Source organism: Pseudoalteromonas luteoviolacea (assembly GCF_000814765.1).
GTDB lineage: Bacteria > Pseudomonadota > Gammaproteobacteria > Enterobacterales > Alteromonadaceae > Pseudoalteromonas > Pseudoalteromonas luteoviolacea_H.
The window spans coordinates 334481-356577 of sequence record NZ_JWIC01000007.1 but is presented as its reverse complement, the minus strand read 5'-3'; the positions used below and the strand labels follow the sequence as shown (position 1 = coordinate 356577).

Annotated in this window: 11 protein-coding genes and 1 pseudogene; 4 read left to right on the top strand and 8 right to left on the bottom strand. The window is 40.9% G+C overall.

The window, feature by feature from the left end:
- Positions 1-2: 2 nt before the first annotated feature.
- From rnd to JF50_RS15975, 3 genes are all read right to left on the bottom strand, one after another.
- Positions 3-1133, bottom strand: coding sequence for a ribonuclease D (gene rnd / locus JF50_RS15985; protein ID WP_039610418.1), 1131 nt, complete (start codon positions 1131-1133; stop codon positions 3-5).
- A 51-nt stretch (positions 1134-1184) separates the two neighbouring features.
- Positions 1185-2834, bottom strand: coding sequence for a long-chain-fatty-acid--CoA ligase FadD (gene fadD / locus JF50_RS15980; protein WP_039610417.1), 1650 nt, complete (start codon positions 2832-2834; stop codon positions 1185-1187).
- Between the two features lie 118 nt (positions 2835-2952).
- Positions 2953-3828, bottom strand: coding sequence for an alpha/beta fold hydrolase (locus JF50_RS15975; RefSeq protein ID WP_052262364.1), 876 nt, complete (start codon positions 3826-3828; stop codon positions 2953-2955).
- 129 nt (positions 3829-3957) lie between these two features.
- Between JF50_RS15975 and JF50_RS15970 the strand changes: the two genes are divergently transcribed.
- The 3 genes and pseudogenes from JF50_RS15970 (at position 3958) to JF50_RS27905 (ending at position 5975) form a co-directional block, all read left to right on the top strand.
- Positions 3958-5250: an alkaline phosphatase gene (locus tag JF50_RS15970; RefSeq protein WP_039610416.1), complete on the top strand. Its 1293-nt coding sequence runs from the start codon at positions 3958-3960 to the stop codon at positions 5248-5250.
- A gap of 60 nt (positions 5251-5310) precedes the next feature.
- Positions 5311-5589: an integrase core domain-containing protein gene (locus JF50_RS15965; RefSeq protein ID WP_052262363.1), complete on the top strand. Its 279-nt coding sequence runs from the start codon at positions 5311-5313 to the stop codon at positions 5587-5589.
- Positions 5590-5813: 224 nt separating this feature from the next.
- A pseudogene (locus JF50_RS27905) lies at positions 5814-5975 on the top strand (IS3 family transposase).
- Between the two features lie 292 nt (positions 5976-6267).
- Here the strand turns inward: JF50_RS27905 and JF50_RS27660 are convergent.
- From JF50_RS27660 to JF50_RS15935, 5 genes are all read right to left on the bottom strand, one after another.
- Complete coding sequence (locus JF50_RS27660) at positions 6268-11163, bottom strand: RHS repeat domain-containing protein (RefSeq protein ID WP_039610415.1); 4896 nt, start codon at positions 11161-11163, stop codon at positions 6268-6270.
- A gap of 174 nt (positions 11164-11337) precedes the next feature.
- A complete protein-coding gene (locus JF50_RS15950; protein ID WP_039610414.1) occupies positions 11338-12015 on the bottom strand; it encodes a hypothetical protein in 678 nt (225 codons plus the stop codon).
- Between the two features lie 111 nt (positions 12016-12126).
- Entirely contained in the window at positions 12127-14778 is a 2652-nt protein-coding gene (locus tag JF50_RS15945; protein WP_152614564.1) for a chitinase N-terminal domain-containing protein, read from the bottom strand.
- 927 nt (positions 14779-15705) lie between these two features.
- The gene (locus JF50_RS15940; protein WP_039610412.1) at positions 15706-16551 is read right to left on the bottom strand and encodes an alpha/beta hydrolase; all 846 of its coding nucleotides are present in this window, start codon (positions 16549-16551) and stop codon (positions 15706-15708) included.
- 588 nt (positions 16552-17139) lie between these two features.
- Entirely contained in the window at positions 17140-19179 is a 2040-nt protein-coding gene (locus JF50_RS15935) for an alpha/beta hydrolase family protein (protein WP_039610411.1), read from the bottom strand.
- 576 nt (positions 19180-19755) lie between these two features.
- Here JF50_RS15935 and JF50_RS15930 point away from each other — a divergent pair.
- Positions 19756-21333, top strand: a complete 1578-nt coding sequence (locus tag JF50_RS15930) for a S8 family serine peptidase (protein WP_039610410.1) — start codon at positions 19756-19758, stop codon at positions 21331-21333.
- The last annotated feature ends 764 nt before the right edge of the window (positions 21334-22097 follow it).

The window sequence follows — 22097 nt, the reverse complement described above, 5'->3', positions numbered from 1 at the left end:
AGCTAGACTTCCCACTTTTTCAATGCATCACCGATAAGTTGCTTACGCCAGCCTTGGAATAAGTCCGGTTTTATCATCACTTCACGCTCTTTAGCGCTAAGCTTCCAGTTCCAACTGATCACCTGATTAATTTGTTTTTTTGATGCAATCACATCTACTGGTAAATCAAACTTTTTAGCAACATCCGTAATATCTGACTTAATCTCTTTGGCTGCCTTTTTATACTGGGCAAAATCAATAAGTCTTTTCACTTTTGAAGGTAGTACATCATCAGCAACGGCTTTACCAGCCTCAATACACGCTAAAATTTCTTTGCCAGAACGGTTTACTTCCATGGCTTCAACTTCAGGAATGTTTCTCATGCTCGACAGAGAACTTGGACGGCGTTTGGCAATTTCAACCATGTTGAGCTCTTTTAAAATGAAATTAACAGAGATGTTCTTTTTCTCTGCTTTATTCATGCGCCACGCTGCCAGTTCTCTCAATACCGCAAGATCGCGCCCTCTCAGCTGCCAAACATTTTTAATATTCAGGTAAAGGTATTCATCGGGTGTTCTAAATGCGCGCTTTTTAGCAATTAATTCACTTTCAGATATAACGATATCAAAAAGCTGCTTATCCTTAATTTTTTGAATTAGCTGTTCAAAACAAGGTAAAAGATAAAATACATCAGCCGCAGCATACTCTAGCTGCTTGTCAGATAATGGGCGTTTCAGCCAATCTGTACGCGACATACTTTTATCAATTTCTACATCCAGCAGGTTTTTAACCATGTTTGCAAAGCCAACACAATTCCCCTCGCCTAAAAGCTGTAATGCAAACTGTGTATCAAATAACGGTGAAGGAACAATACCGCCAAACTTTTGAAATACTTCAATGTCTTCGGAAGGAGAATGGATAACTTTTATCACTTCTTGCGAAGTAAACAGTGCCCATAAAGCTGAAAAGTCCATGTCAATTAATGGATCAATTAAAGCGAGATGCGTGCCATCAAATACTTGAAATAACGCACTTTCCGGATAAAGCGTTCTACGACGCATAAATTCAGTATCTATTGCTAAAATTTTACTTGAAGAAATGAGATTAACAAACTCATCTAGCTCAGCTTGATTTTGAATAAACTGGTACTGCACATTGACTCCTTCGCTTTTAGCGAAAAAAAACCGGCTGCTGCCGGTTTTTCATTATTTTAACGCCCTACGTAATATCTTACCTACGTTCGTTTTTGGTAGTTCATCTCTGAACTCGACCATTTTTGGAACTTTGTAGTTTGTTAGGTTTTCACGACAATGCGCTATTATATCTTTTTCTGACAAAGATTGGTCTTTTCTGACAACAAAAACTTTGACCTGTTCGCCACTTACTTCATGAGGCACACCTACAGCGGCAACTTCAAGCACCCCATCATGACTTGCGACCACCTCTTCAATCTCATTTGGAAAGACATTAAAGCCAGAAACCAAAATCATGTCTTTTTTACGGTCAACAATATAGAAGAAGCCTTCATCATCATAAGTTGCAATGTCACCCGTTGCAAACCAACCATCCTGCAAGCATTCAGCCGTTGCGTCTGGTCGGTTATAATAACCCGCCATCACTTGAGGGCCTTTGACTAGGAGTTCACCAGGTTCACCCTTAGGTGCTTCTTCACCATTTTCTAGGATAACTTTTAAGTCTGTACTTGGTGCAGGTAAACCAATCGAACCGTTATAGCCTTCTAGATCTAAAGGACAAATTGTCACAAGCGGTGCACACTCAGTTAAGCCATAGCCCTCTAATAAACGTGAGTTTGTTACCGATTGCCAACGTTCCGCCACAGGACGCTGAACGGCCATACCGCCACCTAAAGACACCTTCAGTTTTGAAAAATCTAACTGCGCAAAACCATCCGTATTTAATAGGCCATTAAACAGCGTATTCACACCTGTAATAACCGTAAACGGATACTTAGCTAAATCTTTGACAAAACCCGCCATGTCACGTGGGTTGGTGATCAGAATATTATGACCACCGTATTTCATGAAGGTTAAGCAATTCGCAGTCAATGCAAAAATGTGATAAAGCGGCAGTGCCGTCACCACAACTTCCTTACCTTTGTCTAATACTTTATCTAGGCAACCAGAAACCTGCTCAAGGTTAGCTACCATGTTACCGTGAGTTAGCATTGCACCTTTAGACACACCTGTCGTGCCGCCGGTATATTGCAAAAATGCCAAGTCATTTTGACCCACCTCAGGCTTTTTATAGCCATTAGGATCAGAACTCATTACATTTGCGAATGGGATAGCCGATGGTAAGTTGTAAGCAGGCACCATCTTTTTGACTTTTTTAACTACAAAGTTCACTAAGTGCTTTTTCACACCGCCCAGCAAATCACCGATCTGAGTTAAAACGATGTGTTTAACAGGCGTTGATGGTAATGCTTTTTCTAGCGTGCTCGCAAAGTTAGCCAAAATAAAAATAGCTTTGGCTTCAGAGTCATTTAATTGATGTTCTAATTCTCTAACTGTGTAAAGCGGGTTGACGTTTACGACCGTACAACCAGCTCTCAACACACCTAAAATTGTAATTGGCGTTTGCAATAAGTTTGGCATCATAACCGCAACTTTATCGCCTTTACCAAGTTTAAGTGTGTTTTGAATGTAACTTGCAACCGACTTAGTTGCCTCATCAATGTCTTTATACGTCAGTGTTTTGCCCATATTCGAATAAGCGGGTAACTGAGCATAATTGGTGAAACATTCATCTATTAATTCTAGCAGCGAGTTGTAGTGTTCTGGATCAATCGTTGCCGGCATGCCTTCTGGATAGCGCTTTAGCCAGATTTTTTCCACTCTTAGCTCCTGTATTCTCGTTCTTTTTTTACATTAACCTTAAAGCAAATAAGGCACTTAAACAATTGAGTAAATACTCTAACTGAGGGATATTCCCATATTTAAAGCAAAGTTACAATCAACAAAGCGCCTGCTTTTCAAGATGTTTAATGATCTCATTCAGAATCTCACGGGGATATTGCATATGGCAATGATGCCCCCCAGACACTTTGGAAACGCTAAGTTTATCAAAACATGGAAGAAATTTTTTCATGTTATCACGCATTTGAGCATATCCTTCGTCTGGTAAGATAAGCATAGTGTCTACTGAAATTTTATCTAATAAACTCATTGCTTGTTCTTGATTTAATCTTATCGTTGATGGCAACTTTAATTTTGGATCAGAGCTTAGTGTGTACCGACCTTGCTCTTCAAGTATATTTCGCGCCATCAAAGTCTCAGCAATGGTGTCGTCGAAATCACCCACTTTCGCCCTCGCCTTAATCATAGATTGCTTGTCATCAAACCAGCGTTTATCTTGATTAGATAATTTTAGCCGCGCTTCAAACGCTTTAATCAAATTGGCTTTTGCATGTTGATGACCTTGATATATGAGCCCGATACCGTCTATTAAGTTCAACGACTGAACATAGTTCGGAAAAGTGCTGGACAACAGGTTAGCAATAAGTGCCCCCATAGAATGACCTACAAAATGCGCGCTTTTTATATCAATAACCGTCATAAAGCGTATGACGTCATAAAGATACTCAACGAAGTAGTATTGCGCATCCTCCGATCTCCAAGCAGAGCGTCCGTGGCCTGGCAAATCAAGCAAGTACCATGTGTACTTGTCTAACTCTGCTTCGCTCAACATCTCAGCCATCGGTTGAAAGCTGTTACTATTATCTAGCCAACCGTGCAAACAAACGACAGCTTGAGCGCCACTTCCCACCTGTTGCCAAGCAAAGCCAGCTTTATTATGGTCTTTCATCTCATTTTTTTTATTAATCAGCATTTATTGATATTCTTCACAAACACATTTAGTTAAGATCATACGCGATAAAATCTAGACGCCTAAGCAAATAATTAATTCAATTATGACATGTAGCGTTTAAATCAAACACGGGAATTCAAAGGAAAAACTATGTCACGCAAAATTTCGGCAGTTGCAGCGGCAATTTCACTGATGGCAACAAGCCAAGTGTACGCTGCACCAAAAAATATCATTTACATGATCGGTGACGGCATGGGTCCAGCATACACAACTGCGTATCGATACTACAAAGATGACAAAACAACAAAAGTAGTTGAGCCGACAGTATTTGACTCAATTTTAGTTGGTATGGCACACACATACCCAGACGATAACACGGTTGTGACAGACAGTGCTGCTGGTGCAACCGCTCTGAGCACCGCAACAAAGAGCTATAACGGCGCCATTGCAGTAGACACAAAAAAGAAACCACTAAAAACCATGCTGCAAATGGCCAAAGAACAAGGCATGACCACGGCGCTTGTTGCAACGTCCCAAATTAACCATGCAACGCCAGCAAGCTTTGCAGCACACAACGAATCGCGTCGTAACTATGATGAAATCGCCAACGATTACGTAGACGTCAAAATTGCGGGGAAGCTGCCAGTCGACCTTATGTTAGGTGGCGGCACGCAGTACTTTATAAGAGAAGACCGAAATATCGTCTCTGAATTCCAGCAAGCTGGTTATCAATATATTGACAACCTCAGCAACCTTGACTCAGTCAACCGCATCCCAGCAATCGGCTTGTTTGCCGAGCGAGGTATGGCCCATGCAATCGACGAGCACCCGCTTAGACTTACTCAAATGACTGACAAAGCGCTTTCTTTACTTGAAAAAGACAATAATAAAGAAGGCTTCTTTATTATGATAGAAGGCAGCCAGATAGATTGGTGCGGTCACGCAAATGATATTGCTTGTGCGATGAAAGAAATGGATGATTTCGCCCAATCAATTGAGCTTGCAAAAGCCTACGTTGATAACAACCCAGATACACTGTTAGTTATCACAGCAGATCACTCTACCGGTGGATTAACACTGGGCGCTGACGGTGACTATAAATGGGAGCGAGACGTTGTTGCTAATGTTAAAGCGTCAGTGAAAACCATCACTAAAAAGCTCAAAGCAAGCAAAAATATCAAACAAGACTGGACTGCCCTTACCGGTCTAGCTTACACATCTGAAGTCGCGCAAGCGCTTAAAGAAGCCAAAGCTGAAAGTGACAAAGCGCTGTACAAGGCTATCAATGAATTGATTAATGAGGCCAGTTATACCGGCTGGACCACAGGGGGTCATACTGCGATTGACGTTCAAGTATTTGCCCACGGTAAAGGTCGTGAGCACTTCATAGGCTCTCAAAACAATACACAAATTGCAGAAAAGCTCATTTCCTTTATTGAATAATTGCTTTTCTGTTAGAAAATTAAAGCGGCTGCAAATAAGCAGCCGTTTTAATTTAAAACTATGTGTGATGACGAGTGTTTTGTCGCGTCCTATATAACTCCCCCATACACTGAAAAGTGCATAAAACTTAAGCTGATTAAACCATGTAATTCATTTCAGAACAGGGTTGTTGAGCGATTTAGCCGCAGCTACCAAGCAGAAATATTGGATTTATATCTGTTTGAGTCACTTCAGCAGGTTCGTGATATTACAGATGAATGGTTAGATATTTATCATTATGAACGGCCTCACAAAGCGCTTGGAGAGCAAACTCCAATGAGCTATCTTGAGGTGGTATAATTCTAGTCATGAGCTGTGGTAAAAATCGGGGCAGAGACAGATACATTAAACAATACTGTTAAGCAGTTGGCATGGCATGAACGACCGCTCATTCATTCTGACCAAGGTTGACAATATCAACATTCAGTTGACCAGAAAATTCATTGCTGAAAACAAGCTTACACAAAGCATGCCTCGAAAAGGAAACAGCCTAGACAATACCGTAGCAGAAAATTTTTTGACATATTGAAAAGGAAATGTACCACGGTTATGAGTATAAAAGTGTTACCGGGCTGGTAAGTGCCATTAAAGGATATATAGAATATTAGAATCACAAACGAATTAAGCTCAAACTAAATGGCCTGAGTCCGATAGCATATCGAAATCAGGCCTTGGTAGCCGCTTAGAAATGAGTCCAGCTTTATGGGGTCACTTCATAGTGCGAAGCTTTAGATTCAAAAGTAAGACCTTTTTAGAATAATCTTGTCCACTATTACTAAATCAGACCCAAAATCTGAAAAACACCAATGAGTAGAATCAATGAAAAGCAAATTAACATAAGTTTATTACCTTTTAAAAAGGTAACAACATATGATTGCGATTTTGTTTGTATATACCCTAGGCAAATAGCACTACCTACTAGAGCTATGAGGATCAAAATTAACGCATGAATCATTTTTAAACTTACCTCTCATCTTGCTATTCAACCATTTTTTGAATTTTATCAGCAGCAGAAGCAGCATCTCCTGCTGTATTGGCAGCTTCAATTAACGTCATTCCATTAGTTGCTTGAGAAGCACCACGCCCCGCTACAGCTTCTATTCCTTTATCAATGTATTCGGCTACTGACACACAAATAGTTGAACACCCTAAATCTTGAGCGGTCGATTGCAAAGGTCCTTCAGGTGTAGAACTCTTATTTTGGCCTGTTTCATTATTCCAAGCGTCTTTTATCTTATTTTTTGCACTATCAAAAGTATATTTTGAATCATGCACTAAGTAAATACCCCCAGCTATTGCTAATGATCCACCTACTTTCGAACCTGCTAACAAATCGACGGCCCCAACTCCTGTCAAAACTACTCCAGCAGCAGCTTCCCCTAAAGCGCCTACTGCACCCAAAGTACCTACAGCCAAATTACCCCATTCCTCTAATGATTCTGGCGCCATTCCCGTTGGGTCGGTATATCTATAAGGGTTATTGTTAGCATATGCATATCGATTAAAGCCAAATGCTCCATTACCAGCTTCAAAATGCCCTAAAGTATCCACAGGATCATTCGAATAGAAACGACCTATGACTGGATCATAGTATCGTGCCTGCATATAACTTAAGTTTAGGTCGGTATCAAACTTATGGCCTGTATAGCCAATACTATCCGTTGGTGTATTTATTGTCTCACCAAAAGGGCGATACGCCTGACGCGTGTCCTGTGATGGCGTGGCGTCGCCGTATTTGGCAACTAGCTTGTCACCTAAATAGATAAAGTTTGTACCATCGCCCGAGAATGTATCCTTCTCTCTATAGAGCAATTTACCACTTTGACTATATAAACTGTAACTGGTGCCATTGCCATCTTTTTGCTTCACTCGGCGGTTATAACCGTCATATAGGTATGTATTTCCCTTGGCACTAATCATCTGATTTGCCATGTTATAATCCATATTGAAGCCGCCGTTGCTTGTTACGTTACCGCGGCTGTCATAGGAAAATACAGAGTATTTCCCGTCAGTGCCCTCACCAGTTACTTTGTCAAGTAGGTTCGTGCGATCATTGTAATAATAAGTTAAGTCACGAGATGACGCTTTATAAGTAACAATATTACCAATGGCATCATAGTTGATTGCGCTGTTACCTATCGCAGTGCCACCAGTAACATTCTTAAGTCTATCAAGGTCATCATATACCAAAGATATAAGACTATAACTTGGGTCGACACCATCAATGATGGAAGTCACATTTGCATTGTAATCATAGCCGTATGTTAGGTTTACAAGATCACCATGAGCGCCCGAGTCTTTGAGAAGCTCAGGTAACTGCGTGACTTTGTCTATCTCTAGTGTGTGTTTAATGCCATTACCGTATTCAAAGCTATGTAACGTGCCATTGGCATGATAACGCGCATTTTTTGCAATGGTGAAATCAACTTGATTTTGCGCTGTAAGCGTCACGGCTCTGGTTGGTTGACCAAACCCGTTTGGGCTATAGTGCACCGTTGTACCATCAGGATAAGCAATATACGATGGCGCAAGCGCATTATTATAGCCATAATCAATTTCTGACTGTATTTGGTTATCAATTGAAAGCCTTTCAAGCTCTAATACACTTTGGTTATTGTACTGATAGTCATGTCGCACACTGCCTGCAACAAGTGACAATAAATTACCGACATTATCATGGGTATATGTAACTGAAGGTGTTGTGTCAGGATAGGTGACTGTGTGGCTATCACCCAAATTATCATACTTAAATCGCGTTGCGCCCTGTGGCTCGGCTGTCACACAAGTGTTATCGGCCACGCCTGCTTTTTGCCACATTATTTGACCAAGGGCATTGTGCCCCATAATGGTGTTGCCCACGTCAGGTCTTTTGATTAAACATAAGTTTTGATGGTCATCGTATTCGCGCGTCTCTGTCACCGCGTCCACACCATTTAAAGGGGTCGCTCCACTATTAGCTGATTTTTGTGTAATAGTTCGCACTTGCCCAAAAATATCTCGCTGAATATCTGTTATGACAAATTCTGGAGACTCAATATAAGTTGCAAGTTCGTATGCTGGACTCCCAAAAGCTTGATAAGTTGTCGTCGTGACATGTTTTTTTGGATCTGTGACTTTGATTTTATGTCCACTCAAATATGTGAACAAGGTTTCACCCATACCACTGGATTTAATGCTTTCCTTTCTTCCAAGTGCATCATAAACGGTGGTAACACCATACGTTTTATCATCATTAAAACGGACATGTGACTGAAACGTAGGTTGGTTTTTATAGTCGTATTCAAAGCTTTGATAACGCGTAGGGTTAATTACATCTGCTTGCTCAGATAAATCTGTCTCTACTTTTTTAACTAAACGATACAAGCCATCATAGTGCTCAACATTTTTATACTGAACAGTCCCAGCCACACACTCGTTGGCTGTGCTCAGCTCACATTGCTGGATAGTTCGAGTTCTTGCGCTATCGTTCCACGTAAACTTGGTATCCAACCACGCATGTGAAATATTGGGGTCATCACTCATATTGACACTTGTGATCCGGTCAATATCATCATAAGTATATCGAGTAACCACGCCGTTAAGATTGGTTATTTTTTTAATATTGCCATACCCATCTAGCAACCGTTCCATCGACATAAACTTGCCTGCATCATAGCGGGTTGGCAATGTGATTAACTGAGCTACATTGTGTTGATAATTATCATATTCGATAGTTCTATTGCCTGTACCATCGTTATAAGTCACCTTTTTTAGGCCACCATGACCATGGTACTGGTTATATGTTTTTTTCAGTTGGCCATGTACTTCAAGCGTACTTGGTAACTGTATATCTCGGCTAATATTATCTGAGTTTTTTAGAGGAAATGACGCATACTTCGTCCAAGCTGCGAGATCAGTGGACGAGCTTACATCAATATTGGCAAGTGACTGTTCACTAACAAATACTTTGCTCGGCTGGTTTAGCCAATTCGTATTTTCATCATGAAAATATGTCAGTCGTACGTGTTTTGTCTTCGCATCACTGTGGTTGGTGAGCTTAAATTGTGTTGGTTTATCATACTCATTGAACTCAGTTATGCTTGTTGAATATAGGGAGCTATTCGCACCATAATAGGTTGTAACTTTTTTCGATTTCACTTCAACATTAATGTCTGACGTAAAATCCTTTCTCTGCGCATCCCAAGGTTTTAAAGAGAGGTGGATATAAACAAATGCTCTGTCATCACCATGTGACTTCCCATAATGATAATCATAACTAGTTTCTTGCAGTAACACGCCTGAATTAGAAAATACTTTTTCTTTTTCCAAATTATTCAGTGTACGGCCATACTTTCGACTAAAGTGGCTTTCAGTGTAGGAGTTGTCTGGGTTGCGAACCGTCGTTACTTTGGTATGGTCTGCCAGCTGTGTATCATAGCTGCCATCACTGCCCGTATATTCATATGACCAAATCAGTGGTTTAGTTTCACCCGCTACACTCAACGTTTTCTTAATCAGGGAATAAGCCCAACTGGTATGAGGCACCCAAACTTCATCATGCTCGGTAAACCCTTGAGGATGAACTTTCAATATTTTTGGCACGCCCGTGCGGCCCTTACACTGATCCTCTATACTGAATTGGCCCGATGTGCCGTTTGGATGTGTGACGGTTATATAATTATCTAGCCTCTGCCCTTCATTAGCAGCACAAAAATTATCAGTGCCTGGAATTTCATAACGCTCCTCGTCAAAAATTTGATCGTGGCCATATGCCATTTTCCAGGTTTGCTTATTCGGAAGTGTGACAGTTTCTAATAAATTATAACGACGAGCATCTGAATACGCTAAAATTCGATAATCGTAAGACCACTCTCTGGCATTGAAGGTGACCTTATCAATTCTTGGCTCCGTCGAGCTCCAAGTAAAGTCTACTCTTTGGCCGTCAGACGTTACAATGTTGTCGATCCTACCGTTGTCTAAGTATGAAAATTCTATCGTATTGCCAAACCTATCTTCTATTTTAGAAGGCAGCATAAACACGTGATATTTTTGGACCTTAATGCCTGATGGCATGCTAGGTGCATCGCCACCACCAAAACTTGGCGGCTGTCTGTCTGAACACCCCAATTTAACGCAGCGTTCTGTAAAAACGCCCATATAAGGTGTGGTTCGGGCTTTAATAATACGCATGTTATCTAGGTGATAGGTAATGCCACTGGGGCTTTCTACTTTAAACCCTTCACTGCCTGCGCTCGTTTGGTAACAGCTAAATTTGTGCGATGCTTTAGTCGTTTTCCTAAAGTTATTTTCATTGGGACCACCAAGCGGTTGCTCCAATATTTTGTATGTGGGTTCATTCATTAAAGACAATGAATCTCCACTCCAATACTGGTCACGCATCAACCAGTAAGGGATCCGCTTAACTTGAGTTGGATCTGGATGTTCAGACCAGTCATCATAATTCATACTAGGCGTGCTACCTACATTGGCTGAGCACGCGTTACCTTTTTTCCATGCAGACGTATTCGCATAAACACCATTAACATCTTCAGCAAAAGTTGAGCGAATATGAGGTAGTTTCAAACTCCAAGCGCCAAACTCTTTTGTTTGCTGATACCAGCCATCGGGATCTCCAAACGTTCGAGTGATATCAAAAGTTAAGCCGCCATTCACTTTCAAAGTTAAATCGGTGTGGGAAATACTAAACCCACCATTTGCCAAATCGACTTTATCGCCCAATAGGTCCGTTGTAAGTGTACTTACCTCAGTACTGTTATTTGTGTACTCTTTATAATTGTACGCGTAGTCTGGCAATTTAGATGGATCTGCTATTGCCATAGCTTGCATGGGCAAAGTCCCAAGCAGCACTATATTCGTGAGTAAATTAAACTTCATTCACTATTTCCGTTAGATAATTATCTCTGTGTTTTGGTTGAAATAAAGACATTCTTTAACCAAAACCTGTTATGTGTTGTTTTAAAGGCGCTAATGCCTTTCATTTGTACATGCTTCAATTGCCTGTTGTGATATACACAGGGGCACTTTGAGGCACTGATGAATCAAATCTTCTTAATTTGACTCTGTTACTGGGCTGCCGAGCAGGTCCGTGTGAATAAATATCACTCGCTTTTTGGACGCCACATCAATGAGCAACGTATTACTCCACTGAGAACAGGTCGTTCCATTTGAACATGCTTGCACGCGGTACGCTCTTGGCCCGGTGTCTTGGGTACCCATGGTGTAAGACACGCCCACTTGAGTTGATATTGGCTGCCAAGTGATTTCACTCTCTATGGCACAGTTACTCGCACAAACAGCGCGCTCTAGCTTATAGTGTTGTGTGCTTGCCACAGGGGTCCACTCAATTGTGCCAGGCTTAGACTGGAATAAAGCAACCGTGTTAGGATCGCCCAAGTTGCTAGTATCTACCGTCAGCACACTGCTGTAATGACCAACATCTTCACCACACTGCACCACATTGCTTGCGTCACGAATACATGCGCCAACTCGATAGTGGTACTTGCCAAGCGTCTGCTTGCTAATGGCTCGGGACAACTCGGTCAGTGGAGATGGCGTCACTGACTTCCAGGAACCATCTAGCTGTTGCTCTTCTAAGGAGTAATGTGTCGCGTTAGCCACTTGACCCCAACTTAAAATAAACTGCACAGGCGTACTTGCCTGAGCAATATTGAACTTGCCCAGCAATACGAGCGCACCCAGTGCTATGGTTTTATTTTTTAACTGCATTTAAATGCCTTTTTCTTCTATCTACCTTACGTGTTAAAAGCACAGCAAGACAGAGACATAACTTTAAACTCGAGGTCTTTATTAACGACCTTCGAAAACACACAAATACGCTTATTGCTGCTTAAGTACAGGGGCTGCAAGTTTACGGATCTGTGTTGATAAAACCTGATGGGTTATCGTGCTGTTTTGCGTACACTCAAAGCTCAAATCAGATTTAGTGCTATACAAGGTCACTTGTTCACTGCCCTTGTTGGTGTAAACCGACCCGTTACGAGCACAGCTCATACCTGCTGGAATATCCCAACTTAGAGCAAATGGTGTGCCTATGGACACGTGAGCTGGAGCAGTAAAGTGTGTTTTACCTTCAAGTACGTTGAGTGTTTTAAGTTGTGGATCACTACAATAACGTTCTGACTCATTGCAAGATTGGATACTCACAGAATATGTGCCTGGTTTTAATAGTGTGATCTCTTTGGTGTAGGTCGTTTTATCACCGACTTGTCGCACTGTGCCATCACATCCACCAATGCCACCAGCTGGCGTACATGTAAATTTGTAATAGGCGGTTTCAAAGATGGTGCCGCTAGGTTGCGCCCAATTTAATGTCACTTGTTCGCCCGCGGGAATAGGCACAGTGCCATTCCAGAATTCAGGGTGTGAGAAATACCAAGACACCGGCTGAGGCTTATCATAAGCAACGATTAACTGTGAAGGACTCCATTGCGAGCACACAGGTTGACCGTTTACCCCTTCCACGCAAGTCGCCATTTTTAAGTGATACTGCGCAATCTCCGGTATCAAAATATCAACGTGTGGTTCTGTCGCCTTAACGTATACCTCGGTTTTTGCAGAGTCTGGGGCATTGACTTTATTTAAATGCACTTTAAACCCTGTTGCACCTGAAACCCCTTTTGCCAAGTTCACACGCATAAGGCTTTGAGCTGGGTAATAAAAATCCCAATTAACATTATATTTTGGGTGACCATGCACTGCTGGCAATACATCAACATATTTATGCGTTGGGCTACTGCAATAGCGCTCATTTTCATTACATGCTTGTACTGTAACAGTATGCTGACCATAGCCATTGAAGCTCAAACTTTTCACCAGTGGCAGGGCCATATCACCTCGATAAGCGATCTGTTCATTACAACTTTGCTGACCCGATGGCGTGGTGCATTGCACCTTAAAGTACCCATTTTCCCAAAGCATGCCTGCTGGTGGAGTCAAACTTAATACGTTGTTGCTGTCAATGCTGGCTTGAACAGGCTGAGGCTTGTCGTACACTACAATACGTGCGCTGTCACTTAAATTACCACAACGAACTTGGCCTGAACGAGATGTCACACATGATGCCAATTGAAGAGTGTGATTCCCCAGTGTCGATGCCGAGATTGTGGTGCTACCATCTGACTTAAGTACGCGCTTAAGGAATTTCGGCTGGTTGCCTGCAGGGTAATAATAAATATCAAAAGCATCAGCACCATCAATACCTTGTGAGATCACAAGAGGAATGTCGCTGCCTATAGGATGATGTATATCCCAGTTCAAATTGTATTGTGGTTTACCATGGGTTTGAGGTAACACCGTTACTTGGGCAGTTGCTGTGCTGCAATAGCTATCAGACTTATTACAAGTACGCACTTCTATGTCGTAAACACCCACATGATCTGCGGTAAATGTATGAGAGTACTGTGACTTATTCTCACTGCCACGATGTGGAATATGCTGGTCACAAACACGGCTGTTTGTCGCAGTGTGACATTTAACATTAAAGTATGCTTGCTCCCAAATGGTGCCACTGGGCACATTCCACGTGATGGTGACAGCCGCATTTTTTGATGGCAAGTGAGAACTTACCGAGACACTTGCTGCGGACGGTCTCTCAAAAATTTTTACGCGCTGTGATGGGCCTTCACCACTACACCCAGACGCATTACACGCCTCAATCCTGAGGTAATTATACCCAATCCCCACCGATGGCACACTGGTCCAGCCACTGCTGCTCACCTGCTTTGAAACTGCCCGCGAGCTTTCTGAACTGCCGTTATAAATATAATATGACGTCGCACCAGAAATGCTTGGTACAGACACAGGAATGCTACTCCCATATGGGTGGTATAAATCCCAATTCACGTAAGGCACTGAAGGTCGACTAGGTACGGGTGGTGGAATATTTACAACAACTTGTCGCTCCGGGCCTGTGCCAGAACACACATTATCAATATTACACACTTCCACTCGGTACCTGTAGGTACCGTTGCCTAAGTTTTGAGACAAGCTTTGTCCAGAGCTTGAATATACAACCTGCCATGACCCGCCATTGTCTGAGCGTTCAACGATGTATTTGTTAATACCATGACCCCAAGGTTTTGACCATGTAAGCGTGAATGAACCAGAAGAAGAGGTGGATGGCCCGCTGGTGACGGTTTGATTTGGTTTCCAGTGCTTTACAACCCGATTTACCTCATAACCACTCCACCCACTACAACCACTGCTGTTACAAGCCCGAACTCGCGCAGTGTAGTAGCCTAAGTCAGTATGTGTTTTTGTAAAACTGGTGCTAGTAAATCGACTCGTTGATGTGCTTCCAGCCCATGTGGTTTGCACTTCAAAATAAGTGGTTCCGCTAGGCTTAGTCCAAGAATAATCATATGTACCACGATAAATATGGTACGCAGGCCCTGTTATAGAGGGTTTTGATGGTACAGCAGCAACCACAGTTGAACTGGCCAACAGCAATAATAAAAGTATCTGTTTCAAAAAAATACCAAGTAAATAAATTTGAGCAATGATTCGCAGGCCACTATGGCCGATTTTATAGGTCACCGAGATTGAGAGAACAAGGCGATAAATTGCGCTTAGTCATGACAGAATAATTGCAATGACATTTGATATGACTCAGCGATTGCGCTTAAACATGTCTGGACTTGGCTAAGAATTAATCTCGATTCAAACCTTAGTACCTATTCTAGGTATTTTAAATTAAATGCGCAGAGATAAAAATAAAAATTTTCTTATTTTTAGCTTATATAACCAATATTTAAACAATGCGAGTAGTTTACGAGCAGCTAGGTATACATACGAGCGACATACCACATTAACATTGAGTGTGAACTTTTTTCGGTATTGATGATTAATCCAGACCATCCGTGGAGGGTATAACAATGTATACTGGACCCTCATAGTCAGGCAGATCTCATTTGTTCATAATATGAGTTACTTTTACTTTGAGCTGGCTTCAGTGTATAAGTGGTACAAGTCTCGGCTTTGTAACCTGACACCTACGATTGCAAGAGAGCGTTTGTCAACTTAAGCCGTGTATTAGTTAACAAAGCCCTACAATGCCCGTAGCAGTCATTTAAACACGGCATTTAATGTCAGATAGATTGCTATCGCCAAGTCGGAATAAGTTAAATAATTTAGGAGAAAGGCCATATTTGCCATAAAAATGAGCTATTTATTTGACAGACTTAGCAACCTTTCAACATGCTTTATTGAGTTCAATGAACTTTTAAGCATAGCCCTTTGATAATAGCGACCAAACTTAATACACCTAATATAATATTACACACAGGTAAAAATAAGAAATTAAATATACTTTTTAAAATACAACCATACTATTACAACGAAAAATAACCATTTCGCATCGACAACATGCGTGTATTCATTTGTCGGATTAATGACACCTTACAATAATTTTTCTATAAAGCCTTTATAAGTACTCCTCACCTTTTCATTATCAAACATTTGATAATGTCCTGCTTCATCAGATATCACAATTTTTTTATCACTACTTTGGCTTGCCAAAAACAATGCGTGCGACAAAGAAACAGGCGTTTGCTTATCTTCACCACCGCCAATTACCAATAAAGGGCCTGAGTAAAACCTGCTCACTACGTCTTTATTATCAACGGTAAAAAAGACGTCATCTACTTGAACGTCAACCAATACTTTTTTATACCAAGGAATTGCTTTATCTATCCACTCTTGAATATTTGTTGCAGAACCTTGCATGATCAACCCATCAATTGGCCTTGTCTTTGCCACTTGGGCAGCAACGAAACTCCCCAAAGAAAAGCCGTGCACAATCACGCTATCTGCGTTCAGTTGCTTCTTGACGTAGTCGTAACTCATTTGGGCATCTTCGACCAAACTGGCAATTTTAGAAACACCGTTACTTGCACCTAGGCCTCTGCGATCAAAAACAACGATATCAGCATGATATTCTGCTAAGTTGAGTAACGCCTTCTGTGCTGCATTTTCAACGCTCATGCCATTACCGGGTATATACAATATTGTATTGTTGGTGTGTGGTCGGTCCAAATGTATACCATGCAATGTCACTGCACCTTGCTCTGCTGGCACAACTATATGCTTCACGATGTGATTAGGCGTAGCCACATTTAGTTGGTGAATAAAATCAGATGAATATGGCGTAACAGTCTCGGCCTGAGCAATAAAATTTGATTCGTTTATCTGAACAGAGCAACCACAAAGCAGAGTAATGATCGAAGCCAGTGCAATTTTTTTCATAGTTATAATCTTCTTGCTGTCTAAATATCAATCATGAATTTATCAGAAACTCTGGCTCAAGTGCGGATTTGAAATAATTTGTAACCATAAAGCCGAGGCGACGCTTCAATTCAGCATTTGCAAAGGCTTGCTTCACTGGCGTGCAAAGCTTAAACCTTTATTTATTCGATAAAAACTCATCGAAAATCAATAATTCCTAAGACGCATCGCGTATATACCAAACTCATTTATAAAAGAAATAAGATAAAAAACATTGAAGTGCAACACAGCTAAGCATATTTTTAAATAAGTGGGTTTGCCTAGCTTTTTACAATAGTCGAGGATAATAAAAATACGATTTTTCAAAGCACGCTTTTTGAGTGCATGATTGCCCTACTCTGTACATTGACAATAAATAAACTGTTCAAATACGAATTAACCATTAACAATATAAGAGCGCTCAAAGTTTAATTGGGCGCTCTAAAATGCTGTTGGTGTTTAGACGTGTATCCAATACACTTTGCTTTAAATCGCAATGTGCTAGTAATAATCAGATTTAGTCGCTCTTTAAAGCAAGAAAAACATCATAACCCTTATTACACCATAAGCTTAAATTCCGCCAGGTTTGGCAAACTGAGTCATCCACTGCTCAACCTCATTGTACCAATAGATTGAATTGTTCGGTTTCATAATCCAGTGATTCTCATCAGGAAAATAAATCATTCTTGATTCAACACCTTTAGTTTGCAATGTTCTGAATAACTCAAAACCTTGACCAACAGGCACGCGATAATCTAACTGACCATGAACTATCAATGTCGGTGTATCAAAGTTTTCGGCATAAAAGTGCGGAGAAATGGTTTTATAAATCTCGGGCTGCTCCCAATAACTACCAAAACGAGGTGAATGCACAGCAAAGTCGGCTGACATTTGAGAATACATGTTGTACACCGCGGCATGAATTAAGAATGCTTTAAAATTATGCTTATCCCCGAGTAGCGTAGCACTTAAAAAACCGCCATAGCTCGCCCCTGCCGCAACCATACGCTCTGGGTCTATCCAAGACTTTTGCTCAAACCATTTTGTCGCTAATTGCACATCTTTTAAAGGTTTAGTTCGCCAATCAGGGTTGATTGCGTCCGCAAATGCTTGCCCAAAGCCGCTTGAACCATGAAAGTTAGGCCAAGCAGTTACATACCCCCACGAAGCAAACGTCTGCGCGTTCCAACGGTAGTGAAACCCGTCAGTAATTGCATTATGCGGTCCACCATGGATCAACATCATCAATGGATATTTTTTAGTTTTATCGAACCCAGGAGGGTAATGAACCCACATTTGTATGTCTTGTCCGTCGGCACCTTTGTAAGTCACAGACTCATAAGTACCTAGCTCAACCTCAGCCATAACTGTTTCATTCAAACTATCTATGCGATTAAATTTGCCACTACGCGCATTAATCACCACTAATCTTTTCGGATACAAAAAGCTCTCATTGGTAGTCACCAACTTGCGCGAACCCAATAATTTGGGTGTACCAAAATTTGTATCTTTTGTGATGGCACGCGTTTTTCCAGTTTTCCCATTGATATGATAAATGCGTCTGGTGCCCGCATCATCTATCGAGCTATAAAAATCACGGCCGTTATCAGCCCATATGATATTTGTCACTGAACGGTCTTTATCAATGTTCAGTGTTTTCGTTTCTTTCCCTTTTAAGTCATAGAGTTTTATAACCGCTGTATCGGCATAAAAGCCTAAAATACTGCGACTTAAATAAGCTAAGGTTTTTCCGCTTTGACTAAATTTCGGTGAAAAATCTGGTGCATTATTCTCTGGCGTAATGTTTACGACTTGATGACTACCAATTTTACCAATGAAGATATCCGTCTTTGTATAAACTTGGTTTTCCCAGCCATTTGAATTAAATGCAATGTTTTGCTCATTTGGGTCAATGTCATAACTTAGCCCCGATTGACTTGATCGAACCAACTGTCTTCCCATAGGCTCAGTGATAGGTTCAACTTGACCGCCACCAGCTGGGATTCGAAAAACATGCGCTTGTCTGTCTTCATTAATGAAATGATCAAAGGAAGAGTAAGGCAGCGCGTTCCATTGGCGCGCAGACACTGTCGTCTCTTTCTGCTTTTTTAATAGGCCTTCCATTTCGACCCATGTTTTTTTAGGCCACACTGAGCTAATAAAATAAAGATGCTGACCGACCCACTTAATGCCTTTGACACCAGTTGGCACATTCGTTAACCTTTTCGCTTCTCCTGGCTTAGTTAGGGGCAAAATATAAATTTGACCCATTTGATCATCGGCACGCTTACTGATAAAAGCCAATTGACTTGAGTCAGGGGAAAATACAGGCTCACTTGCTCTTAGCTTTGCAGATGTTAACGCTCTAGCAGGTTTCCCTTTCGCATCAAACAACCATAATTGCGTATCGCCTTTATCTTTTGCAACATCAAACTTAGTCACGGGTGCAACGATAAAATTGCCATCGGATGAAACAACAGGCGAACCTAGTCGCTGTAACTGCCATAAGCGCTCAATATTAAGCGCCGTGTTCGAATGTGATGAAGTTGCATGTACACTAAACGCCCACCCAATCAACAGTATAAACAACAGAAATAAACGAGTTTTCATCGGTATGTGATACCTCTATTAAGAAAAAAATGCAAAATACCACCAAGAATCAAATGATTCATACAATTTGGGATAAAACACCCCAAACGACTGCTCACTTAACCCCCAAGCAGGCAAGATTGCCGTTACGTTAAGCTGGTTAGCTCAATCTGTTTTTGCAAAAAAATGTCATAGAATAGTAGTCACTCCTTTCAATTTTTACATTGAATACACGCAGATAATAAGCAACCTTATTTCAAAATTTACGCTCAACGGTATTCTTTGTACCCACAAATCACGCTAAAAATTCAATATTAATATTTTTCAAGTTGGGGCGTAAGTTCATATATAACAACAATTTCTGATTAAAAATCAACCACACCAGACGGAACTTTATGATTTAAATGCGTGAATAATATTGCCATTAGACCGTTCCAAGTATTATGTTATTTAAAAGAACACAAATTGTTACCGATATGTATACCGCTTATTGCAGACACACCCTGCTGCTTTCGAGTCAACAGATTCAATGCAGAAGGCTGAATAAGTAACGGTGTTTATCAGCTAACAAACTCTTAAACAACGAAGGAGCAAAACATGAGTATCAAGCGATTTAAACTTTCAGCAATCACAACCCTAATGGCAACCGCTGTTAGTTTCCCAACAATAGCAAGTGAACCCGTTTTAGAAGGCTATGAGTCAGCGCAAAAGCTACAGACTAAAGCAGTGCAAAGTAACCGTTATATTGTTAAGTTTAAAAAAGAAAACCTCGGTGAAAAAAGAACATTCAACGACTTTATAGCGCTAAATTATTTGTTTACAGCTGGCGCTGAACCGCTCTTTTCGATTAATGAAGAGCGCGTCATGGTAGCTGAGCTAGACGATTTCAGCCTTAAGACTCTGCGTAACATGTCATCTATCGAATCTATAGAAATCGATCCTAAACGCTACCTAGCAAAAACAACATCTCGCGACGCCATTACACCTTATGCGCAAAGTACGCCGTATGGTATAAACATGGTACAAGGCAACCTTTTGTCTCAAACTAACACGTCAGCAAGAAAGGTGTGTGTTATCGACACAGGTTACAACTTGGGCCACCCAGATTTACCTTATGGTAATGTGACTGGTATTGCTAATAATAACGCAGTGGGTCGCTGGAATAATGACGGTAATGGCCATGGTACGCATGTGGCGGGTACCATCGCAGCTGAAAACAATAACCAAGGTGTCGTCGGTGTATACCCAGGTGTCGACCTACATATTGTTAAAATTTTCGATGATAACGGTCAATGGACTTATGCATCTAACTTGATAAATGCAATTCAGCAATGTAAAGATGCGGGTTCTGATGTTGTGAATATGAGTTTGGGTGGCGGTAACTATTCGAGCAGTGAAAATACAGCCATGCAAAACTTTGTTAATGGCGGCATGATGTTAGTTGCGGCGGCCGGTAATGACGGTAATGGCTCTAAATCATACCCAGCTTCTTATGACTCTGTAATTTCTGTTGCTTCAGTCACATCGAACGAATCTCGCTCATCGTTTTCCCAGTATAACGACCAAGTCGAAATATCAGGTCCTGGTTCAAACGTTAATTCAACATACCCAACTAATACCTATAGAAGTTTAAGTGGTACTTCGATGGCATCACCGCACGTTGCTGGGGTCGCGGCATTGGTCTGGAGCCACCATACACAATGTACAAACCAAGAAATACGTGCAGCTATTAACGCAACGGCCAAGGATAAAGGTGCAGCAGGTTATGACATTTACTACGGCCATGGTATTGCTCAAGCAAAAAGTGCGTCTGACTACTTAACAGCTAATGGATGTCAAGGCGGTGGCGATCCAGGTAATCCGGGAGATGTTACACCAGTAAATGGCTCATTACCTAACTTACAAGGCACGCAAAATGGATGGACGCATTATACTTGGAATATCCCACAAGGCGTAAAAGAGATGAGCTTAAACATTACTGGTGGTACTGGTGATGCAGATCTATACGTTAGATATAATGCTCAACCAGATGCCAATAACTACACCTGCCGACCTTGGAAAGATGGCAACGAAGAGCAATGTACTTTTACAAATCCAACGTCAGGTACTTGGCATATCAGCTTGTTCGGATATAGCAACTACAGTGGTGTCACTTTGAATTACGCATACAAATAAGCGTTATAAACGTTAATAAGCGGGGAAATCCCCCGCTTGTTTATAAAACCTTAATTAAATATACACCTAAGTGATTTTATCTGCTTCAAAAATTCAATAAATAAAAACAAAAAAGTTAACAAACAAATTTCAACTATTCACAACTATGATGATAAGTTATTTTCAGGTGTAAAAGAAATAGTGTGCTGGTCATTCCTGGGATATTCAAAGGTGTAAAATCAAGGAGCAATATCAAAAATAAACATAATTATGATAACTTACAAACATATAAGACAAACTTACTACTTCCCTACAACCATGCTTACATAGCGCTCAAAACACTGTACACAACCACAGTGGATCATAAAATCATGTATTTAACAACTAAAATATATATACAAAACCTGTGTATTTTTTATTCTTTTACATGATAATTACTTTGATAACTTAATCAAGCTTGCGTTATAATGCGCGCCCATAATTGCACAAAACCAAAGGGTGATTAGTTCTACTCTATATTGTTCTAGCGGTGTTTGAATGTAACTTTCAAACTACTGACTTAAGCGAGGGGAGCGAACTTTAAAGCACACGTTGTTGAATACACAGGATGAATGTCCGGTAAATTCAATATTTTTATTAATTAACAGTGTGTGAGCCTGTAATAGAAGATCGGATAGACTAGAAAGTGGTAAGTCAGTACGTAATGTTGTTACAAAATAAAATTACAAATTTCGTCAATGCGTGTTTTAAGCGCTCACTGGTAGTTCAGCTTTCTCTTCTGATCT